The 19,057-nt window shown below is 64.3% G+C and carries 17 protein-coding genes and 5 pseudogenes; 11 read left to right on the forward strand and 11 right to left on the reverse strand.

Going from position 1 to position 19,057, the window contains the following annotated elements:
- Nucleotides 1-28: 28 nt before the first annotated feature.
- From MVF96_RS23905 to MVF96_RS23915, 4 genes are read left to right on the forward strand one after another with little or no spacing between them, the layout of a single operon-like run.
- Nucleotides 29-1,219 (forward strand): tyrosine-type recombinase/integrase, encoded by a 1,191-nt coding sequence (locus MVF96_RS23905; protein ID WP_247452198.1) that lies wholly within the window; start codon nucleotides 29-31, stop codon nucleotides 1,217-1,219.
- On the forward strand, nucleotides 1,203-2,597 hold the full coding sequence (locus MVF96_RS24740) for a hypothetical protein (protein ID WP_418930454.1): 1,395 nt from the start codon (nucleotides 1,203-1,205) through the stop codon (nucleotides 2,595-2,597). The genes MVF96_RS23905 and MVF96_RS24740 overlap by 17 nt, the downstream gene beginning before the upstream one ends.
- Nucleotides 2,594-3,448, forward strand: coding sequence for a tyrosine-type recombinase/integrase (locus MVF96_RS24745; protein WP_418930455.1), 855 nt, complete (start codon nucleotides 2,594-2,596; stop codon nucleotides 3,446-3,448). Before MVF96_RS24740 ends, MVF96_RS24745 begins: the two co-directional genes overlap by 4 nt.
- The gene (locus MVF96_RS23915) at nucleotides 3,445-3,849 is read left to right on the forward strand and encodes a DUF6262 family protein (RefSeq protein WP_007237519.1); all 405 of its coding nucleotides are present in this window, start codon (nucleotides 3,445-3,447) and stop codon (nucleotides 3,847-3,849) included. The genes MVF96_RS24745 and MVF96_RS23915 overlap by 4 nt, the downstream gene beginning before the upstream one ends.
- A 487-nt stretch (nucleotides 3,850-4,336) precedes the next feature.
- Here the strand turns inward: MVF96_RS23915 and MVF96_RS23920 are convergent.
- Nucleotides 4,337-4,939 (reverse strand): annotated as a pseudogene (locus MVF96_RS23920) (IS3 family transposase); the annotation flags it as partial.
- Nucleotides 4,927-5,091, reverse strand: coding sequence for a transposase (locus tag MVF96_RS23925; protein ID WP_247452199.1), 165 nt, complete (start codon nucleotides 5,089-5,091; stop codon nucleotides 4,927-4,929). The pseudogene MVF96_RS23920 and the gene MVF96_RS23925, both read right to left, overlap by 13 nt.
- Nucleotides 5,092-5,305: 214 nt before the next feature.
- On the opposite strand from MVF96_RS23925, the gene MVF96_RS23930 reads away from it, so the two are divergent.
- The 5 genes and pseudogenes from MVF96_RS23930 to MVF96_RS23950 all read left to right on the forward strand — a co-directional run bounded on the left by MVF96_RS23930 (nucleotide 5,306) and on the right by MVF96_RS23950 (nucleotide 10,807).
- Nucleotides 5,306-6,499: an alcohol dehydrogenase catalytic domain-containing protein gene (locus MVF96_RS23930; RefSeq protein ID WP_064862424.1), complete on the forward strand. Its 1,194-nt coding sequence runs from the start codon at nucleotides 5,306-5,308 to the stop codon at nucleotides 6,497-6,499.
- A 109-nt stretch (nucleotides 6,500-6,608) separates the two neighbouring features.
- A complete protein-coding gene (locus tag MVF96_RS23935; protein WP_064868444.1) occupies nucleotides 6,609-7,583 on the forward strand; it encodes a helix-turn-helix domain-containing protein in 975 nt (324 codons plus the stop codon).
- Nucleotides 7,584-8,232: 649 nt separating this feature from the next.
- Nucleotides 8,233-8,607: pseudogene (locus MVF96_RS23940) on the forward strand (glutathione-dependent formaldehyde dehydrogenase); the annotation flags it as partial.
- 97 nt (nucleotides 8,608-8,704) lie between these two features.
- On the forward strand, nucleotides 8,705-9,538 hold the full coding sequence (locus tag MVF96_RS23945; RefSeq protein ID WP_188589005.1) for an aldo/keto reductase: 834 nt from the start codon (nucleotides 8,705-8,707) through the stop codon (nucleotides 9,536-9,538).
- A gap of 96 nt (nucleotides 9,539-9,634) precedes the next feature.
- Nucleotides 9,635-10,807, forward strand: a complete 1,173-nt coding sequence (locus tag MVF96_RS23950) for a low temperature requirement protein A (protein ID WP_049701070.1) — start codon at nucleotides 9,635-9,637, stop codon at nucleotides 10,805-10,807.
- Between the two features lie 90 nt (nucleotides 10,808-10,897).
- Here MVF96_RS23950 and MVF96_RS24790 read toward each other — a convergent pair.
- From MVF96_RS24790 to MVF96_RS23960, 3 pseudogenes are all read right to left on the reverse strand, one after another.
- Nucleotides 10,898-11,169, reverse strand: a pseudogene (locus MVF96_RS24790) (IS3-like element ISTesp3 family transposase); the annotation flags it as partial.
- A gap of 44 nt (nucleotides 11,170-11,213) precedes the next feature.
- Nucleotides 11,214-11,382: pseudogene (locus tag MVF96_RS24795) on the reverse strand (transposase); the annotation flags it as partial.
- 64 nt (nucleotides 11,383-11,446) lie between these two features.
- Nucleotides 11,447-11,725, reverse strand: a pseudogene (locus tag MVF96_RS23960) (AAA family ATPase); the annotation flags it as partial.
- 208 nt (nucleotides 11,726-11,933) lie between these two features.
- On the opposite strand from MVF96_RS23960, the gene MVF96_RS23965 reads away from it, so the two are divergent.
- Nucleotides 11,934-12,398, forward strand: coding sequence for a hypothetical protein (locus MVF96_RS23965; RefSeq protein WP_247452200.1), 465 nt, complete (start codon nucleotides 11,934-11,936; stop codon nucleotides 12,396-12,398).
- Nucleotides 12,399-12,424: 26 nt separating this feature from the next.
- Here the strand turns inward: MVF96_RS23965 and MVF96_RS23970 are convergent, their stop codons facing one another.
- The 6 genes from MVF96_RS23970 to MVF96_RS23995 all read right to left on the reverse strand — a co-directional run bounded on the left by MVF96_RS23970 (nucleotide 12,425) and on the right by MVF96_RS23995 (nucleotide 17,407).
- Nucleotides 12,425-13,234: a phosphoadenosine phosphosulfate reductase family protein gene (locus MVF96_RS23970; RefSeq protein ID WP_247452201.1), complete on the reverse strand. Its 810-nt coding sequence runs from the start codon at nucleotides 13,232-13,234 to the stop codon at nucleotides 12,425-12,427.
- 18 nt (nucleotides 13,235-13,252) lie between these two features.
- Entirely contained in the window at nucleotides 13,253-13,480 is a 228-nt protein-coding gene (locus tag MVF96_RS23975) for a hypothetical protein (RefSeq protein WP_247452202.1), read from the reverse strand.
- Nucleotides 13,481-13,482: 2 nt separating this feature from the next.
- Entirely contained in the window at nucleotides 13,483-14,490 is a 1,008-nt protein-coding gene (locus MVF96_RS23980; protein ID WP_247452203.1) for a hypothetical protein, read from the reverse strand.
- 5 nt (nucleotides 14,491-14,495) lie between these two features.
- A complete protein-coding gene (locus MVF96_RS23985) occupies nucleotides 14,496-15,239 on the reverse strand; it encodes a hypothetical protein (protein ID WP_247452204.1) in 744 nt (247 codons plus the stop codon).
- Between the two features lie 125 nt (nucleotides 15,240-15,364).
- Nucleotides 15,365-16,324 (reverse strand): hypothetical protein, encoded by a 960-nt coding sequence (locus MVF96_RS23990; protein WP_247452205.1) that lies wholly within the window; start codon nucleotides 16,322-16,324, stop codon nucleotides 15,365-15,367.
- A 375-nt stretch (nucleotides 16,325-16,699) separates the two neighbouring features.
- Nucleotides 16,700-17,407, reverse strand: a complete 708-nt coding sequence (locus tag MVF96_RS23995) for a hypothetical protein (protein WP_247452206.1) — start codon at nucleotides 17,405-17,407, stop codon at nucleotides 16,700-16,702.
- A gap of 278 nt (nucleotides 17,408-17,685) precedes the next feature.
- Here MVF96_RS23995 and MVF96_RS24000 point away from each other — a divergent pair, with 278 nt between their 5' ends.
- Entirely contained in the window at nucleotides 17,686-19,056 is a 1,371-nt protein-coding gene (locus tag MVF96_RS24000; RefSeq protein ID WP_247452207.1) for a hypothetical protein, read from the forward strand.
- Nucleotide 19,057 lies beyond the last annotated feature (1 nt).

The following is a 19,057-nucleotide window of genomic DNA, read 5'->3' on the forward strand; positions in this document are numbered from 1 at the left end:
TGTGATGGCGGTGGCGAAGGTCCAGCGAATGGTGTTGCCGGACGGGAAGGTGTCCTACACCGTGGTCGGTTCGAATCGCCTCACGATCACCGAGGCCCGCGAGTATCTGCGGTTCCTCGTTGAGGCTGGCGCATCGCCGAACACAGTGAAAAGTTACGCCTACGGGCTGGCCGCGTGGTGGACGGTGCTCGATCACACCGGTCACAAGTTCGACGACTTTCCGACCACGTTGTTCGGTAGCTACCTGTCCTACCTGCGTACCGGTGATCTACCCGGAACCACACGCATCGGCACACCCGATGAGTCGCGCGGGATGGCAGCGGCGTCACTGCAGCCCCGTGGTGCGGCGGTGTTGTCGATGTACAAGTACTTCGCCGACGCCCACGACCTGCTCACCCCGTACCGTCGGCTGTTCTCCTCACATGCCCGTGCCGCCCGGCGTAATCCGTACGCAGGGTTCTTGACCGGTATCGGGCCGCGCCGACAACACGAGCAACCTATCTACCGGCGTAGGTCACCCAACCGCACGGAGACACCGGTGTTGTTGCCGCAGCAGGTGATAACGATCCTTGATTCGTGCTCGACCCAACAGTCCGGGACGTGGACAGGTAGCGCGGCCGGACTACGGGATCGTCTGTTCTTCGCGGTGTTAGCCGAGACGGGCATGCGGATGGGTGAGGCATTGAGTTTGCGCCATCACGACTTCCACATCAGTGGTGGTGGCACACCGTATGTGCAGATCGTCGACCGCGGCGACCATCCACATGGGATGCGTGCGAAGTCGGGTGGTCGTCGCATCTTCATCGGTGACGACCTCGTCGGGATCTACAGCGAGTTCGTGTGGCAACTCGTTGCGCAAGGCGCTGATGTGGTGGTCGACGACCTGTCGACCCATTTCGTATTCGTCAACCTCGTGCGCGGTGAGAAGTATGCGGCGATGCGCCCGGAAACGGTGTACGACAAGGTCGATGCCATCAAGGCCACCCATTCGGACTTGCCCGCCGAGTGGACACCGCACTGGTTTCGCCACACCCACGCAACCGCATTGCTGCTCAGCGGCGCTCCGCCGCATGTGGTGATGCGCAGGCTTGGCCACGCCGATGTGCAAACAACGCTGTCGATCTACGGGTGGGTGACCGAGGACGCAGAGATGCGGTCGGTCGGGCAGTGGAAGAGCTATGTCGCCGGGTGGAAAGGCCTTCATGAGCAACATCAGTGACCGTCGCCGCGCAGCGACGTCACACCAGCCCTCTGCAGTCGAGATTTCCACGAACTGGACGCGTGAATGGGCGCGGGTGCCCGAAGCCTGGCGCACGCTGATCATTCGGGTCGACGCCCGCGAGGACCTGGTCGCGTTGTTCGTACAGAACTACCGATTCCGCGGCCGCACCATCGATTTCACACCCACAGGTGTGCCCGAGCGCATTGTGCAGGAGGTGATGTGGTGGTTGTGGCTGTGCGGGCGGGAAGGTATCCGCAAGATTGAGCCGTCGACGTTGAAGTGGTGCTCACGCACTCTGACGACGGCGGTCGCCGGTTTCCGCCGCGACCACGGCCGTGATCCCGACAGCATCACCGACATGGAGGTGGGTGCGCTGCTGCGGGTGGCGTTGAAGGGGTTCGAGCAGCGCAACGGACGGCTACCCTCGACCTACTCCCGCCGCAACATCACCTATCTGGTCGAGTCGATGCACCTCTATCTGTCGGTGCGGTGCACTGACAAATCGTGGTGGCAACACGACATCTGGGATTTACGCGCCGATGCCCGTATCCCCGTCCGCGAACATGAACCGTTCCACGACCACAATGTCGTGCTCAGCGACATCGAACCCGGATGGTTGAGAGAGGGCGTCAGATTCTGGTTGAGTACCTGCCTGACCGGTGAACTGCTGCGATGGACATCGCTGAGTGATCGCGCCCGAGGGATGGCGCGGCACCTGGGTCCGTTCCTTACATCTAAGGCGATCACCAGTCCGGTGATCAGCTCCGACCGGGCAGTGCTGCGTCAAACGTTCCGCGACTACACCGCCTACCTGGAGTCACAGGAGGGGCAATCGCGTCCGGGTAAACCGCTCACCCAAAACGCCATCGACAATGCGCGGTCACGCGCCCAGTCGTTCTATGCGTTCATGGCCGACAACGCCGAAGAGGCTGCCGCGGTGACCGGCGATCAACGGTGGGCGAAGTTGACAGACTCGCACACCCGCTTGTGGGGCCCTGCATTTCGTCCCGGACGGCGCAAGAACACACGAGAACTCACCTGGTACTCGACCGCAGACCTGCAGCAGATGCTCAACTACCTCGATGTGCTGGCCGCAGATCTGGGTCACCCGGTCAGCATCACCCACCCCGACGGAACCATATCCCTGGTGGCCGGCCTCGGTGATCCGCAAGCGGCTCGTACGTGGCTGCTGCAGGCGCTGACAGGTCGCCGGGCCTCGGAGATCCTTATGCTCGATTTCGATCCTCTGGAGGCCATTGCGGGCCAGAAACCCCCGACCCCGATGACCCCGACGCGTTCGTGGCGAAGCTGCGGTACCAGCAGACCAAAGTTGACGGCGTCCTACCGACCATCCTCGTCGAGCAAGCCGTCGTGAACGTGGTCACCGAGCAGCAAGACTGGTTGCGCGCCCGCTACCCCGATGTGGAGTCGAAGTATCTGTTCCTCGGGTTGCGTCACCATAATCAGGGCCAACTGCCCCGCAGCTATCACTCCTACGGTGAGAAGCTGCGTCAACTCGACAAAATTCACGGCCTCGTCGACGCCGCCGGGCACCGGTTGCAATTCTCGCAAACACATCGGCTGCGCCACACCCGTGCCACCGAACTCCTCAACGACGGTGTACCCATTCACGTCGTACAGCGGTACCTCGGGCACGCCTCCCCGGAGATGACGCTGCGATACGCCGCCACCCTAGAAGCGACCGCCGAAGCAGAATTCCTCAAGCACAAGAAGATTGGCGCCTCGGGAGCAGACATCGGGATCAGTCCGTCGGACATCTACGACATGACCCAGCTCTCGCAACGCACCGACCGCGTGCTGCCCAACGGAGTGTGCCTGCTGCCGCCGCTGAAATCCTGCGACAAGGGCAACGCATGCCTGACCTGCGGTCACTTCGCTACCGATGCAACCCATCTCGATGAACTCACCGATCAACGCCGCAAGACCCTCACCCTCATCGACGTGCGTCGCCGCCAGTACCACGAACGCACCGGCCGCGAACTCACCGATGACAACGTGTGGATCCACGAACGTCGCCGCGAACTCGCCTCACTCGACGCAATCATCAACCGTCTACACGCAGAGTCCGAACAGATAGTCGCCGGGGCCGGTACCGCTCAGCGCTTACCGCTGCTGCAGATCAAGACTCGCGGCAGCCATGAATCTGCCCTCCGCAAAGCCGACTCCAGCGAACCTAACGATCAGCGCGGCCAGGAGACAAAGTGAGTCCAGCCGTGCCGCCACCACCAGGCGAGAAAGCTCGACTCGGTCTGGCCCGCTACCGCAAACACCGGTCGGCAGCCAAACGCCACGACATCGAGAAAGCGGTACGCGCCCTGCGCAAAGCAGGGGCCCCCATCTCCGTGGCAGCCGTCGCTGAGAAGGCCAACGTCTCACGCAACACGATCTACAAGCACAAAGACATCCTCGCCACGATCGACCAGTACCGCACCCACCCGGTCAACACCAACGAAAGCAGTCCGTCCCCACGAGAATCATCGGTCGTGGCTGCTCTGCGTCGCAAACTTGCCGCCACGCAAGCAGAGAACGCTGCACTCAAAGCTGCAGTCGCAGAACGTGACACAACGATCGCGATCCTCTACGGCCAACTCGATCAACGCCAGTGAAACCGCCATAGGCAGCGATCGCCGCCCCCTTCACCTAGCGCGGCACCATCATCGAAACCGGCCCAGATACCAGCTTGCCCACGCTCAGTCCGAAGGCCGGTAGTACAGCCTAGAAACGGATGTGCCGGATACCGACCCCAACACGACGCAGCTGGTATCGAGTCGCGCCCAGTCGAGAGTGCTCGAGCGGCAGGTTGAGGTCATGTGCGATCTGCTCGACCACTTCATCAACACTCAGGCCATCTGTGGGCAGATGGGTCGCAAACCTGGAGTCCTGCAGAGCAGCAACGCAACGCTCTGCCTGCTGCATCGCCCACGTCTCATCAGCGCCGATCAATCGCCCGAGAACAGACGCTAGTCGAGACCTCAAGCGCCTATGAATCACCTCAACCGATGCGGTCAACGCGAAATGACGCACATCAATACCTTCGTCGCGCAGACCCCCAACGGGCCTTGACCCCGGATCGTGGACACGATGTCATTTCGGTTATGCCGCTTCCGTGAGGGTAGCTGATCTCGCGGCCGCGTAGGTGTTCTCGTAGCTGTTCGGGGTGATCTGGCCGATCGCGGAGTGGCGTCGGCGCGTGTTGTATCGGTTCGTCCACCGGAACACGGCCCGGTGGGCGGTGGCTTGATCGGGGAACGCCGACGCGCCTTGGAGGAGCTCGCGTTTGAGCGCGGCGTTGAAGCTCTCGGCCAGCGAGTTGTCGGCGCTCGTGCCCACCGCGCCCATGGACTGGGTCACCTTGAGCTGCTCGCAGAGTGCTGCGTAGGCTTTCGACGCGTAGACCGAGCCGTGGTCGCTGTGGAACACTGCGCCGGCCAGCGATCCGCGGTCGCGGTGCGCGCCGCGGAGAGCGCCTTCGACGAGTTCGGTGCGCATGTGGTCGGCGACCTGCCAGCCGGCGAGCTTGCGCGACCCGAGGTCGATGCAGGTCGCCAGATACAGGTTGCTGCCGTCATCGATGGGGAGGTAGGTGATATCGCCGACATACCTGCGGTTCGGCTCCCCGGTGCTGAAGTCCCGCCCGATCAGGTCGGGGAACTTCCGTCCGGACTGGTCAGGGATCGTGGTCTTCACCCGGCGGCGCAGTCGGATCCGAGCTTGTCGACCCATTCCTTCAACGCACCACGGGAGATCCCCAAATCGGCCGCGATCGCTTTCAGCGTCGCGCCCGGCGTGGACTCGTACAAATCCACCGCACGCTGCCGGAACTCGTCCGTGTAGTTCTTCCTTGCCATCCCTCAGATTCTCGCTTCCCCAGCATCGTGCTGGAATCAGCGTGTCCAAGATCAGGGGTCAAGCCCCGGCGCATTCTGACATCTTGTTGGCACTGCATGTCAGCGACACTCATCAGCGGGCGTGCATACGATGGGATACGGCCAGCCGTCTTGGACACAAGCGCTTTCTAGGCCGATGGCCGCCCGAGATCACCACCAACCCAAGGAGATCGACATGGCAAACGGCAATCGTGCAGTACTGTTCGACAGCCCGAAACACATGAAAGTCGAGGAACTCGACTTCCCCAAGTTGGAGATGCCGAATGGCAAGAAGGCGCCACATGGCGCCATCCTGAAGATGGTCGCGACGAACATTTGCGGCAGCGACCTACACATCTACCGTGGGTCCTTTCCCGTTCCCCAGGGCATGGTCATGGGACACGAGATGACCGGCGAGGTCGTCGAGGTCGGCCCGGACGTGGAGTTTCTGACCGAGGGCGATCTGGTCTCGGTACCGTTCAACGTTGCGTGCGGACGATGTCGAAACTGCCGCGCGCGTCGCACAGAGGTCTGCGAGACGACCAACGCAGATGTGAGTTGCGCCGCCTACGGCTTCAATCTCGGAAACTGGGACGGCGGACAGGCCGAATATCTGTTCGTGCCGTACGCCGACTTCCAGCTCCTGCGCTTCCCCGACAAAGACCAGGCCATGGAGAAGATCCGAGATCTCGCCTTGCTCTCGGACATTCTGCCGACCGCGTTTCACGGACTCATGGAAGCGGGCGCCAAACCAGGATCCACCGTCTATATCGCCGGCGCTGGCCCCGTCGGGCGCTGCGGAGCCGCGGCGGCACGACTGCTCGGGGCCTCGTGCATCATCGTCGGCGACTACCATCAAGACCGGTTGGACCTGGTCAAAAGCAACGGCTGCGAGACTATTGATCTCAGTCAAGACATCCCCCTCACCGATCAGATCGAGGCAATCCTCGGCGAGCCCATGGTCGATTGCGCCGTCGACTATGTCGGCACCGAAGCTCACGGTATCGGTGCTGACGCGCAGTCCATGGACCCCGCAAACGCGATCAATCAGGTTCTCGACGCCACCAGGGCCGGCGGAGCTACTGGCGTTATCGGCGTCTATGGACCCGACCCACTTGCCGCGTCGAAGGATGAGCAACAGGGCACCTATCCGATCGACTTCGGTAAGGCCTGGATCAAGTCGCCACGCGTGACGGCAGGGCAGGCACCGATCATGCACTACAACCGCGAACTGATGATGGCCATCCTCTGGGACCGCATGCCCTACCTCAGCGCAATGCTCAACACCCAGGTCATCAGCCTCGACGAGGCGCCCGCCGCCTACGAGACCTTCGACCAGGGCTCGCCGAACAAATTCATCATCGACCCCCACGGGATGCTCTCAGCCTGAGCGCTACCAGCTACCTAGACGTGGTCGGCCCTGTGTCTGCACAGAAGCGCAGACACAGGGCCGATGGTTTACTAAAGCGAGAACCTAACCCACTGGCGGTGATCACGAGATGGTCGATACACACGACATTGAACTCCCAGTGTTCGAACATTGGTCTACGGCCGACACCACCGACGACACTATTGGCGACCGATGGGCGCAGATCCGTCGACACAGTTACACCGACGTCGCTACCGATCCCGTTCTTCCAGGCTTCTACGGCGACGTTGCTCTTGGCCGATACACCAATTTCACGTTGTCGACCAAGCGCGCCAACGCCGAGGACGCCCGTCGCTCGGCAACCCGCATCGCGCGGGGACATGACGCCGATGAGTATCTCTTCGCAACGTTCCAGATCCGTGGTAGCTGCCTGATCGAGCAGGCCGACCACACCCACCTCGCCGCACCCGGATCGCTGTTCATCTACGACAGCTCCCTGCCGTTCCGCATGCGCGCCGATGGACCCTACGAGCAGGTGGTCGTCCAGGTGAGCGCCGATCGCGCCTTCGCACTGGCCGGCATGGACCGCACCACCGATATCCTCGCCACACCCATGGAGTGTTCTGGAGTTCTCTCCGCTGTGTCTGCATTCTTCACCCAACTGGCCCACTACCAGGCCGACGACCCCGTCGCAGCAGCCCGACTCGAACCGCACGCAGCCTCATTAGCCGTGTCTTTGCTACGGCTGACTAGCCCCCTACGCCCGCCGGCCGAGATACCCGCGCTCCTTCGTCGCGATCAAGTAATCGCCTACATTCATGCACACCTCACCGACCCCGACCTCGACGCCGACCGCATCGCCGATGCGGTGAGATTGTCCCGCAGAAGCCTCTACCGACTCTTTCACGACACCGACTACACGCTCATGGACTACCTGCGCAGGGCCCGCGTTGAAGCCGCACAGAACCTGCTCCGCAACCACCCCACAAAGTCTATTTCTCACATCTCGCGGGAAGCGGGCTTCAACGACGAACGCTCGTTCTACCGCACCTTCCGAACCATCACAGGCATGACGCCGAACGACTACCGCGAACAGTTCCATTAGCCGCCCGGCCACGCAGTCGTCTCCCCCGCTCGCCTAACCGAACCAGCATGCACGCCGCCTGGTTTCCCGACGTGAGCGCGCCCCAAAGCGAGCTTGCATCAGGGTCGCGCCGACGGAATCCCGGGTGTTGACACCGGCTTTGGCCAAGGCGTGAGCGTGTCCCGTTTCAGTTACGGTGACACTGGACCGTAGCGGGATCGTCCCCGTCAAGGCGCGGGTAGACCCATTCGATGCGAGTCATCTCGCTATCGGGGCTCACGCCGCGATGGGTGGCGCAGAAGAACTCGACAAACTGCGCTCGCGTCAGCTCCGGAAACCCTTCGGCGACGACATCGGAGGCCGTTGCTCGCCCTGGCCGCAATCGACGACGGCCTGCCGACAAGATCTCGTACCGCTGTGGCGATCGCGTCTCTACTTGGGGCATCGGTGGGGTTGCCCGCGTACCTGCTGCTGCGTGAGCGCGCCCAACCGCTGGGCGACGAGGGCGGGTGAGCCGAAGTCGAGCACATCGAGGGCGTCGGTGACTATCTTTCGTCTGTGGTCAGGCAGCTCGACGTATACCTATTTGCGGAGCTGCTCGACGACGCCACCTGTCGTCGCCGCGTAGTCATCGGCGTTGGCCCGCTCGTCGTCTGTGAACGCCTGCACATCTCCCGGCCCGGCTTACGTATACGACCAGGTCAAGCAGCAGTTGCGGCTGCAGTCCGACCGGCCCACCGCCCTCCGAGAGGCGATCTACGCCTGCCGCAAAGGCGGCAGCCTCTTCATCCTCGGAGTCTTCGGCGGGTTCGTCGACAAATTCCCGCTCTGTGCGATGGTGAACAAGAGCATGACCGTGCGCGGGGCCCAGCAGCACGGCCATCGCTACATCCCCCAGATCCTGCAGCACATCGCCGACGGCGACCTCTCTACCGAGCACCTCGCCACCCACATGATGCCGCTGGACCAAGGACCCCACGGCTACGAGATGTTTAAGTACAAGCAGGACGGCTGCGTCCGGGCCGTCTTCCAACTCGACCGATGACCCAAGCAGTAAGCCAGCACCGGTCGCGGACGCGCCGGCCCTTCGAGGATCTCAGCCCACGTCCCACCTCAGGACAACCAGAAGGAAGTGATCGCGGATGCGACGGATAACGCTGCCGAGCGGGGAGTCCATCCCTGTGCTGGGCCAGGGCACCTGGGGCTGGGGTGAGGACCCCGGCCGCCGCGGCGACGAGGTCGCCGCGCTGCACGCCGGCCTCGAGCTGGGCGTGACGCTGGTCGACACCGCCGAGATGTACGCTGACGGCGGCGCGGAGGAGGTGGTCGGTGAAGCATTGGCGGGTCGCCGCGACGAGGCATTCGTGGTCAGCAAGGTCCTTCCGTCCCACGCCTCCCGTTCCGGCACGATCGCGGCCTGCGAACGCAGCCTGAAACGCCTGGGCACCGATCGGATCGACCTCTACCTGCTGCACTGGCAGGGCAGGTACCCGCTGCAGGACACCGTCGCGGCCTTCCAACAGCTCGTCGAGGACGGGAAAATCCGATACTGGGGCGTCAGCAACTTCGACCACCGGGCCCTCGCCGACCTGCAGGACGTGCCGGGCAGCAGCGGGCTGGCCACGGATCAGGTGCTGTACAACCTGTCGCGGCGAGGACCGGAGTACGACCTCCTGCCGTGGTGCGCCGACCACCAGCTGCCGGTCATGGCGTATTCGCCGATCGAGCAGGGCCGCATCCTTCACGACACGACGCTGAACGACGTCGCGGCGCGTCACAGCGTCAGCGCCGCGGCGGCGGGCATCGCCTGGGTGCTGCGCCGCGACTCGCTCTGCACGATCCCCAAGGCGAGCAGCCCGCAGCACGTGCGAGACAACGCCACAGCACTGGACGTGGAGCTGACCCGCGAAGACCTGGATGCTCTGGACCGTGCGTTCCCGCCCCCGAGCGGACCGCGACCACTAGAAATGCTGTGACCCTGACCAAGGGCGCAGCCCGGTCGGTCCGGGCAGCGCGGCAGCACCGTCGGTGAGGGTGGGAGTTGCCGGGCTTGAAAGGGGATGATTTCGCGGATGTCAGAGAACTCTGAGCCGGGCAGCGAGGCCGACGCGCGGGACAGCGGCAGCGGGTCGGTGGGCAACCTTGAGCTGTTCTTCGACCTGGTGTTCGTGTACGCCATGGCGCAGCTGACCGAGCTGGTGCGGGACGACGTTTCGTGGCGGGGTTTCGGTCATGGTGTGCTCGGCCTACTGGCGGTGTGGTGGGCCTGGGTCTGCTACACCTGGCTCACCAACACCTTCACCACGAATCGGGTGGTATTTCGCTGCCTGGTCATCGCCGCCATGGCTGCGATGCTGCTGGCCGTAAGCGCACTCCCGACCGCGTTCAGCACCGGAGCCTTCGTCTTCGGGCTTGCCCTGCTCGCCATCCGCGTCATCCACCTGGTCTTGTTCGTCGTGGACGCCTCCCACGACGACGAACACCTCCGTGCAGGCCTCCTGCGGCTGGCCCCGAGCCTGCTCATCGCACCAGTCCTGATCGCCGTCGCCGCCGCCTTCCCAGCCCCCTACCGAGAGCTGCTCTGGATCGGCGCAGCCATCATCGACTTCGGCGGACCCCTGGTCGCCGGGGTCGAGGTTTTCCGGGTAATGCCCTCCTACTTCGTCGAGCGCCACGGCAACATCATCATCATCGCGCTCGGTGAAGCCGTCGTCGGGCTGGGCACCGGGGCCAGCGAGCACCTGCAGCAACCGGTCGTGCTCGCCGCCGCTGTCCTCGGAGTCCTGATCGCCGCCTCGTTGTGGTGGACCTACTTCGGTCTGACCGCCGGCGCCGAGCAACGCCTCAAAGACGCCGACGGGCCCGAACGCGCCCGACTGGCCCGCGACGCCTACAGCTACCTCCACCTTCCCCTGGTCGCCGGGGTCGCCTTCTTCGGCTTCGGCGCCAGCGTGGCGCTCGAGCACGTGTTCGACCCGTTACCGCTGCTGCCGGCCATCGCCCTCAGTGGCGGGGTGGGTCTGTTCTACGCCGCCGATGTCGCCTACCGATGGCGCGATCACCATCAGCTCGTGCCGGACCGCCTCCTCACGGCGGCCGCATCCCTGCTCATCATCCCGCCAGCACTGATCATGCCCGCATGGTCAGTGTTGACGGTTCTCACCGCGGTCGGCGCCCTGCGCCTGACGTGCGAACTCGTGCGACGGCCGCGGATCGGTCCCGCAGCCGCCGGCCAAGTCCACTGAGGCCGGAACGCCTAGGGCGTGTCTGACAATGAATCCAGGGGTCGGCTGGCACCTTCGAAGACGTGTCCGCGGTCCCCACTCGCTGAAGCTCCGTGCCGCCAACCGGGCGTCGTCCGCGGCTCGCGCGGCCCGTCCCGGGGCTGCGGCCAGCCACGCGTAGAACGAGGACCGGGCGATCTCGATGACCTCACACAACCGCTTCACGCCGTAGGCGTCCTTGTGGTCCTCGACGAACTGGAAGCGGTTCACCAGTTCGTCTCCGCAGCGAAATACTTCGCCGCCTGACGGAGGATGTCCCGCTCCGTCTCGAGCTTGACCTGCTCCGCTCTCGAGACCGCTAACTCGGCTTCCAACCGGATGATCCTCGCCGCCTGCGACTCCGACCGCACCGACACCGGCGGCGACACCGAACCGGCCGCAGCGGTCCCGGATCCGAGCTTGTCGACCCATTCCTTCAACGCACCACGGGAGATCCCCAAATCGGCCGCGATCGCTTTCAGCGTCGCGCCCGGCGTGGACTCGTACAAATCCACCGCACGCTGCCGGAACTCGTCCGTGTAGTTCTTCCTTGCCATCCCTCAGATTCTCGCTTCCCCAGCATCGTGCTGGAATCAGCGTGTCCAAGATCAGGGGTCAAGCCCCAACAACCTCATCGAAATAGTTCGCATCGACCAACGTCATGGGAACAATCACCGGGCTCGGGGCCTCGCGGACCGCCTGCGCAAGGGTGGCCACGATCCCAGAGCGCCACTGGGGGCGATCTTGAAAGTCGCCTCGGCTACTGGCTGGCAGCATCTTGTGGATCGCGAATCCTAGAAGCTCAGGATCGGCCACATGTGAAGCTGCGAGCCTACGGCTCAGTTCATGAGCAGTCTGTGTCTTACCGACTCCAAAAGCGCCATTGATCCAAATGAGCATGCCCTGAAGGCTACCGAGATCGAAATGCGCCCGAGGCCCAGCACTTCGCAGCCAACCTTGACTACATCACCTACCGCTCGCCGATCGAGCGCGGATCTGATGGCCGAACCGTCAACACAACGCAACGCAGGTGTTCACTCTTAGATTCAGATCGCCTCAATCACCTAAGACTGCACAGGAGAGGACGCTGAACGGTTACCCCAGATAAATGTACAACGAACTTGACCACCACCGGGAATCGTCGCTCTACGTTGATCTCGTCGCCGATAGTGAGAACCGTTTCGAGCTGCGCTGGCAGTCCCCTCGCCACTCGGTCTACGCCGAGACGACGTCCATGTCCCAGCGTCCCTCACGGGCGGTCACTCTTCTGCTCGCCCTCGACGCGATTGGCGTCACCTCACTCGCGGGGGTCGAAGCGACGAAGGCCGCCTGGACCAGTTGGTGGGAAGCGCGCGCCCTCGAGGAGACTCCGCGCGAGATCCGCTGGAAAGATGCCCGCGCGATCAACTCCGAGATCGTCACAGCGTTTCTGGACACCTCCACGGCACCCACCGAGCAGCACCGAGTGGCCGTCAACTACTGGCTCTTCCCCTTGACCACACTGGATTTCAAGGTGCGCGAGGTGACGGCCAACACCCTCATTGAGAAGCGGAAGAACCGCGCTTACGGATAACCACGCATGCGGGCCGCGTTGCGCGCTTATCGGTATTCGGCCAGCCTCGGCAGCACCTCGACAAGTCGGTGGTAGATGTCGGGCCAACCGGCGGCGAGGCGGGTGATGTGGCCGTTGTCCAGGCGGGAGGGGTCGATCATGGCGTTGACCCTGGCGGTGTGGGTATCGGCGCCGAGGGATGCGAGTGTGGCGTAGAGCGGGTTCGGCGGGATGTTGCGAGCGGCGCTGTACTGCCACACCTGTTCGGTGCTCCAGTTCCAGATAGGCCCGAAGCTGCTGGTGCCGTCGCCGCGGCGCACCATACCGCGAGGTACGTCGCCGCTGTGGCGGGCGGCCTGGGTGCGGTAGAGGTGGCGGCGGCCGGCGGATTCGTCGGCACGAACACCCCACAGGTTGGCCGGCCCGAACACGGCATGCGCACGGGCAGCCGGCGCGGTGATCATTGCCTGGCGCATGTCCACATCGAGGTGCCGGGTCGGCGCGGTCGGATCGAGGTCGCCGGCCGCGATGAGCAGGGTGAGCAGATCGGGTTCGGTCGGCACCACGTGCAGATTCAGCTCCCACGCGGCGGCGAGAACGGCGAGGTAGGTGCGGGTTTCGGGGAAGTCCAGGCCGCAGTCGTAGAACACCACCGGCACCGCCGGGTCCACGCGGCGAGCCAGATCGACCACCACGGTGCTGTCCTTGCCACCCGACCAGGCCACCCACATCCCGCCGTGACGATCGCGATAGTCGGCGATCTGGGCTAGCACCGCGGCACCGTCGGAACGTCGGCCGCGGACCGCCCGCAGCGCGGTGAGGTCCAATCCGGGGTCGAGACCATCGCCGCCGGACATCGGTACTGCGGCCCCCTGTTACCGCTTGCGGCGGCGGGAGGCGGCGGTGTTGATGTGCGGCACCTCAGGGGTTTCGTTGTCGGCGGCGGGGTCGCCGGGCTCGACCGAGCGGAAGCTGTTGATACCGAAGCGGATATCGTCGTGCACGATCAGCACATCGTTCCACCGGCCACGCCCCAGCGGCTCGCCCTTCTTCTTTCGCGGTGGAATCGGGGGAAGATCTTTGGGTGGGCGGGTAGCAGACATGATCAGGGCTCCTTGGTGTCTCGGGCCGCTGCACGCGCGGCGGCAGCAGCTCGACGGTCGGAAAACAGTCGACGGCCGGTGACCGGCGGCTGGTAGTCGGGATCGCGTGGGGTGTCGCGCAGCTGCACGACCAGGGCGGAGTCGTGACCTCCGGGGCGGGCATAGTCGGCGTGCTCGTCAATGCCGGCCACCCGCATCCCCAACCCGCGGGGAAGGATGTGGCTGGTGTCGTTGACACTGTCCGAGCGGCCCAGATACATGCCTCGGGATGTTTCGATCTCCAGGATCACCGTCGACGCACCTGAGCCGCCGCCCTCGGCGCGGCGGCGGTCAGCCACCGCAGCAGCTTCGTGCAGGGTGTGAGTGGCCATCGTGTACTGGTCAAACGAGATCCGCGCCCCGGGCTGCAACGTGGCCGGCACATCACGACGACGGGTGACCGCGGTGTCGGTGGGCAGCTCGACGACCGCGTACACCACATGCCCACGGCCGCTGTCGCGTTCGTAGCTTTGGATCAGCCGGTCCAGGCGTTGCACCGAGCGGCGATCACGCTCGGGCAACTGTTGGGCGTCACCGGTCGCTGCACGCAGCGACGAGTTCAGATGCTTCCACCGCTGCGGATCACGGACCGCCCAACTCATCTCACGTATCTGGCTCTGCGGGGCGGTCTCATGGACGCGACGTTTGGCCGCAGAGCGGTCTTTGCGTTGCCGCGAGGACAGATCGCTGCGGAACTCCCCGCGAGCGGGCAGCTGCCGCCGTTTGCGGTCATCATCGACGCTCGAGGTGTCGCGGGGGAACGCGCGATCACGATCGCGGGCCGCACGGTTGCGGGAGGTGTCGTCCTCGACGACCCGATCAGATAGGTCGGCGCCGATACGGGTCTGTTCCATCGCGTCGTAGAACTTCTCGGCCACCAGACCCGCGGACTTGATCGCCGCGTCGTCGACCGGCCCGGCCTCGAGGTCGATGACCCCGTGCCCGGTGTAGGCCGTCCGCGTGGAACTCACGACACTCAGCTTGGCAGAAACACCAGCCGCGCGCCGTCAACGCCGGCCGCGGCGCGCGCGGCGCACACCTGGTGGGTGGGCAACGGAAGCTGCTCGCGCGCCGGCCACTGGCGATCCATCTGCTCATCGGTGGCACACACCCACACGATCGGGTCGTCCGGATCGATGTCGGCGGCGAGTTCATCGATGTGTGCGCGCACCGCCGCGGCGATCTCGGCGATGTCGGCCAGCACCGACGCCGGCGCGGGACGGTCGCCGAACATCCAGTACTGCACGCCACGTTTGCGAACATCGAACCAGCGCTGCATCTGCCCCAGGCCGATCCCGCAGGCTGCGGTCACGCACAGCAGCCACGCCTGGCGTTCGGTGCCGTCGACGTCGCGGCGCACGACCGTCGCCGTCGGCACCGCCATCGCCGCACGGCCGGCGCACACCCGATGTACTCCTTCGAGGCGGATACGCCCATCGGTCTGCGCGACGACGACGTCGTTGCCGGCGAACGTGGTGATCGTCCCCGTGGTGGCGACGTCTTCGATCAGGCGGACCGTCTCCGCGGCCGCGGCCGCGGTGATCTCCTCGAGCAGCTCATCAACGGTGTCGGGGACCGGCAGTCGTCCCGACTCCCATCCGGCAACGCTGCCCGCCGGCATACCGGCGAGCTGCTCGAGATCGGCTTCACGCAAACCCACCGCCAGGCGGGCGCACCGCGCGTGTGCTGCATCAACTGTGCTCATCATTAGCGCCGTCATCGACGCGTCCTTTCAACTGTGCGTGGACCAGAGACCCTTGTGTCTCATCCATCTGCGGCTTCACTCTACGTCACCAGCCCTCGTCTCTTCGACTGTGAATCCGCGCCGGTCCTACCGAAGATCCATCAGCGGTACCCGAGCGGGCCCAACGCCCTACGGTTTCTACGAATGTGGGCGTGGTGGTAGGTACGGGCTACCGCCACTTTCCAGAAGTCGGGAGGGACGCCCGTCGGCGGCTCGGGTACGGGTGGTTCTGGTTCCGTGGTTGGGCGGAGGTCCGGGTATCTGATCGGGTTGCGGAGGACGAGGTGCAACGATCGGGACTCGAGCCCTTGGTCAGTGACCACCCAATCATCATCGAGGCGTTCAATCATGCGCCCGGTGAACCACGGACTGGCATCTTTTCTCGTCGTAATAGCCTGTTCCAGAGCAGTTCTCAGGCTTCGAAACACTGTCGATGCCGAAACTATGGACACAGTGCTGTTCATACCTTCCCGAGTCAGCTCGGCAGCCAGCGCGTCTAGCATGCCGCTCGGGGTTTCATCTCGTTCCCACATCACCCCGGCCGACTTGTTGCCAGCCGACACAGTCATGTAGAAGACAGGCTCGGCATCGTCAAAGCCGAAGCCGGGCGGCTCAGATGCTCGGGCGAAGTTTGACAGGTGAACTGTGATCCGTGGCGCGTCCACGTCGACGTCTTCGGTGAGTGGTGCGGTGATCTCGCGGTCTGCGACAGCGTTGAGATCGGCGGCCTCGCGCACAACGGACTCCAACACGTCCCAGCTCGGCCGCTCTCCCAACTCGGCGAGTATCTCGGCGCGTTGGGATTCCCGCCGATCGCGACGCTGTTTCAGCTGGTCGTCGATCTCGTCGAGGCGTTGAGCGAGGTGCGCGGCGTTCTCCCGGAGATCTCTGGTCCCCTCTTCGACAGCTGCCGTGGCACCCTCCGCCGCGGCAACACGAACGCGCTGGACGATCTTGCGTTCGATCCAAATCAGCACTCCCGCCAGCAGCACAGTCATGCCACCAGCAGCGACCGTGCTGGCCAAGATACCCTGCCACTCCCCGAACTTCTCACCGAACATCAGCGGTAACGCACACCCCGCTGTGGCGACACCCAGCCCAACCGTGAACACGACAACGGCCCAGCCCCAACGCAATCGGTCAGCGGGCTCACCGTCACCCGCCGACGCCGGTCCACTCCTCGGTGGAACCGTGCCATCGTTCTCCGTCACGCGCACCGCACCCTCTCTCTCAATGGTCCGAACAGAGTCTCACGAACCACCGACCAGGCCGCGCAGCGTGGCGGCAAGGGCGTGCACCGCAGAACACGGGGGCTCGGGACGTCAGGTGAGGTGCCTCCGAAGACTTCACCCCAAGGCCCCTGGGTCGCCAAAGCCCGGCGGGGACTTTGCACGTGGCCACAGCCAGCGGTGGCGATTGCCACACGCCGCGATCACTCACCACTGCGCCTCGTCGGGTGCGGGCAGATACGCGCCGATCGCGTGGCGGCTGGGGTGGGCGTACGGGGCGCGGACCGCGACCCGGGAACGGCCCCCGTGGGCGATGTCCGGGTGCTCGGCGACGCACTGTGCCGGGGTGCTGCGGCCCAGGACGCCGGGATGGTGTTCGTGGCCGGCCGACCAGACGTCGTCACCGGGTGCCGGTTCGATGGTCCATGAGCTGACGCGGCCTTCGCCGCTGGTGCGGTACTTACCGATCTCGGTGACCTCGGCGAGCAGCTCGGTGATCTTCTCGGGGTCGCCGACGGCCCGCCACGTCGCGGTCGCGGTGATCGTGGCGACGGCGGGAATCAGGCGTTTGCGGTAGTGCCCGCGCGTATCGGAGACGGTGGAGGGCACCGAGGGTGCGAGGCGTTGCAGATCAGCATGATCGGTGCGGCTCGACCTCATCCGCGGCTCCGGTTGTGCGGTGGCGGGCGCGGTGTGGGCGAAGGTGCACATCCAGTGCCACGGCTGGCCGAGATCGCAGCGGGCCAGGGGCAGCTCCAGGTCTTCCGGCACCGCGAGGGGGTCGTAGGTGAGGACCTCACCGCGGGCGGCGGCGGTGGCTTTGCGGCGGTGCCAGAGCACCGAGGCCAGAAGGCCGTCGAGGCTGATGCCCCACGGGGTGCCGAAGCACACCCCGTGCGGCAGTTCGGCAGTCACTCGCAGCGGCATCCTCACGCTCTGACCCATGGCGGTCACGTGCTGAGGTGCTGCACACTGCGAGCGGGTAGACGGTTGGCGAAGTGCAACTCCGGCCCGAGGGCGTTGCGGTCAATATGAATCCAAGTCCACATCCGCCCAGGATGCCAACGCCCGTGAGGCCAGTCGAGCACACCACGAGCTGACCGGCCTCATCGTCGACCTACAGGACCAGATCAGTACCCGGATAGACTCCCCCGCAGCATGCTGGATATGTCTCTTTGCGAGGGGTTACGAGAGTGATTGCGGTCGATGCCCAGATCCAAGAGGTATGGAACCCAGAAACCAGAACACTCGCCACCGAGGCGTGGCAGTGCTACAACAGCGGTGCTGTACGCGCGAGCATCACCATCACGTGGACAGCCGTGACCACCGATCTCATCGCCAAGATCGGGTCCCTGGCAGACGACGGCGACAGAGACGCCATCGATCTCCGAGAGGAGGAGATTGAGAAGGCTCAGGCCCACGGCCTAACCCCCCAGGGCACCATCGCAATGCAGAGGATCGAGAACAAGCTACTCGATAGTGCTCAACTCCTAGAACTTATCGACAGCGTGGATAAACGTGCACTGGAACGCATCCGCGAAGACCGAAACCTGTGCGTGCACCCATCGCTTCGCGGTCTCAATGCGCCATACGAACCCCTGCCTGACGTAGCTCGCGCAAACCTCTCGGTTGCACTCGACGCACTACTCATTCACCCACCCACGCAGGGAAAGAAGATCCTCGACGTCTTCAAGGATTACACCTGTGATCCAGGATTCTCGACGTCTACTCCGACCCATATCCAGCGCCTGTTCTACGATCGTGTGCGTACCAACACCCGCCGCAATATTGCTACCCTCGCAGCCAAACATGCTGTTGGAGAACTAGATGTCGGCGGAAAGCTGCCTGTGAGCGCATACGCCGATCGATGTGCTCATGTCCTCGCCGCAATCGCGGAGCGCGATCGGGTACTTGTTCGCGAAGCGATGCAAAGGTGCCAAGATCGGTACCGCCGCTCCGACATAGAGACACAACGCCGAGCCCTCAGCAGACTCGGCGACAAGGACTACTTCTGGGCGATGCTCGACGCCTCTTTGACTGCACACGTCAGCACTTTGATCCCACAGGTCACCTACTCACCATGGGACACCCTCGAGCCGACCGCGATCGGTGTTCTTTCGCTCGTCGGCAACGCCCTTGCCCGCGGACAGATGAGCCAGCTGGAGCAGCGCTTCGAGTCGTTGAGCGAGCAGCACAAGGTCTTGGTCATGTCTGCCCGGCCATCGGCGTACTTCGTTCCTCACATCCTCGCTCTACTCCGGAGCGCCGCCAACTTCAGGGCAGGAGAGCGCGCCGGTGAGGTTCTTCAGATCCACTCGCAGTACCTGACTATCCCCGATCTGCAACAGGCACTTTCGGTTTGGGCCGCGAACGGAGAGTGTCGATTGGCAGTGGGCATGCCGCCGAGGAGTGTTTCACTGCTCGCGGAAACCGCCCACCTAGGATCAGGTCGAGTTCAGCTTTTCCGCACATTCCTGACTGACGTTCGCGCAGCGTGGGACCCTTTGGAGCCGGAGTTCTATCGATACAACGATCTCGAGGCGGCACTAACTAGGGCGCCGTGAT

The organism is Gordonia hongkongensis (assembly GCF_023078355.1).
In the GTDB taxonomy this organism is placed as follows: Bacteria; Actinomycetota; Actinomycetes; order Mycobacteriales; family Mycobacteriaceae; genus Gordonia; species Gordonia hongkongensis.

Excerpts from the sequence above, each read along its gene's own strand:
- MVF96_RS23990 (WP_247452205.1), bottom strand. The coding sequence starts at position 16,324 with ATGTTCGGTGAGAAGTTCGGGGAGTGGCAGGGTATCTTGGCCAGCACG.
- MVF96_RS23950 (WP_049701070.1), top strand. The coding sequence starts at position 9,635 with ATGTCAGAGAACTCTGAGCCGGGCAGCGAGGCCGACGCGCGGGACAGC.
- MVF96_RS23935 (WP_064868444.1), top strand. The coding sequence starts at position 6,609 with ATGGTCGATACACACGACATTGAACTCCCAGTGTTCGAACATTGGTCT.
- MVF96_RS23975 (WP_247452202.1), bottom strand. The coding sequence starts at position 13,480 with ATGTCTGCTACCCGCCCACCCAAAGATCTTCCCCCGATTCCACCGCGA.
- MVF96_RS23925 (WP_247452199.1), bottom strand. The coding sequence starts at position 5,091 with ATGGCAAGGAAGAACTACACGGACGAGTTCCGGCAGCGTGCGGTGGAT.
- MVF96_RS23905 (WP_247452198.1), top strand. The coding sequence starts at position 29 with ATGGTGTTGCCGGACGGGAAGGTGTCCTACACCGTGGTCGGTTCGAAT.
- MVF96_RS23930 (WP_064862424.1), top strand. The coding sequence starts at position 5,306 with ATGGCAAACGGCAATCGTGCAGTACTGTTCGACAGCCCGAAACACATG.
- MVF96_RS23945 (WP_188589005.1), top strand. The coding sequence starts at position 8,705 with ATGCGACGGATAACGCTGCCGAGCGGGGAGTCCATCCCTGTGCTGGGC.
- MVF96_RS23965 (WP_247452200.1), top strand. The coding sequence starts at position 11,934 with ATGTACAACGAACTTGACCACCACCGGGAATCGTCGCTCTACGTTGAT.
- MVF96_RS23985 (WP_247452204.1), bottom strand. The coding sequence starts at position 15,239 with ATGACGGCGCTAATGATGAGCACAGTTGATGCAGCACACGCGCGGTGC.
- MVF96_RS23970 (WP_247452201.1), bottom strand. The coding sequence starts at position 13,234 with ATGTCCGGCGGCGATGGTCTCGACCCCGGATTGGACCTCACCGCGCTG.
- MVF96_RS24740 (WP_418930454.1), top strand. The coding sequence starts at position 1,203 with ATGAGCAACATCAGTGACCGTCGCCGCGCAGCGACGTCACACCAGCCC.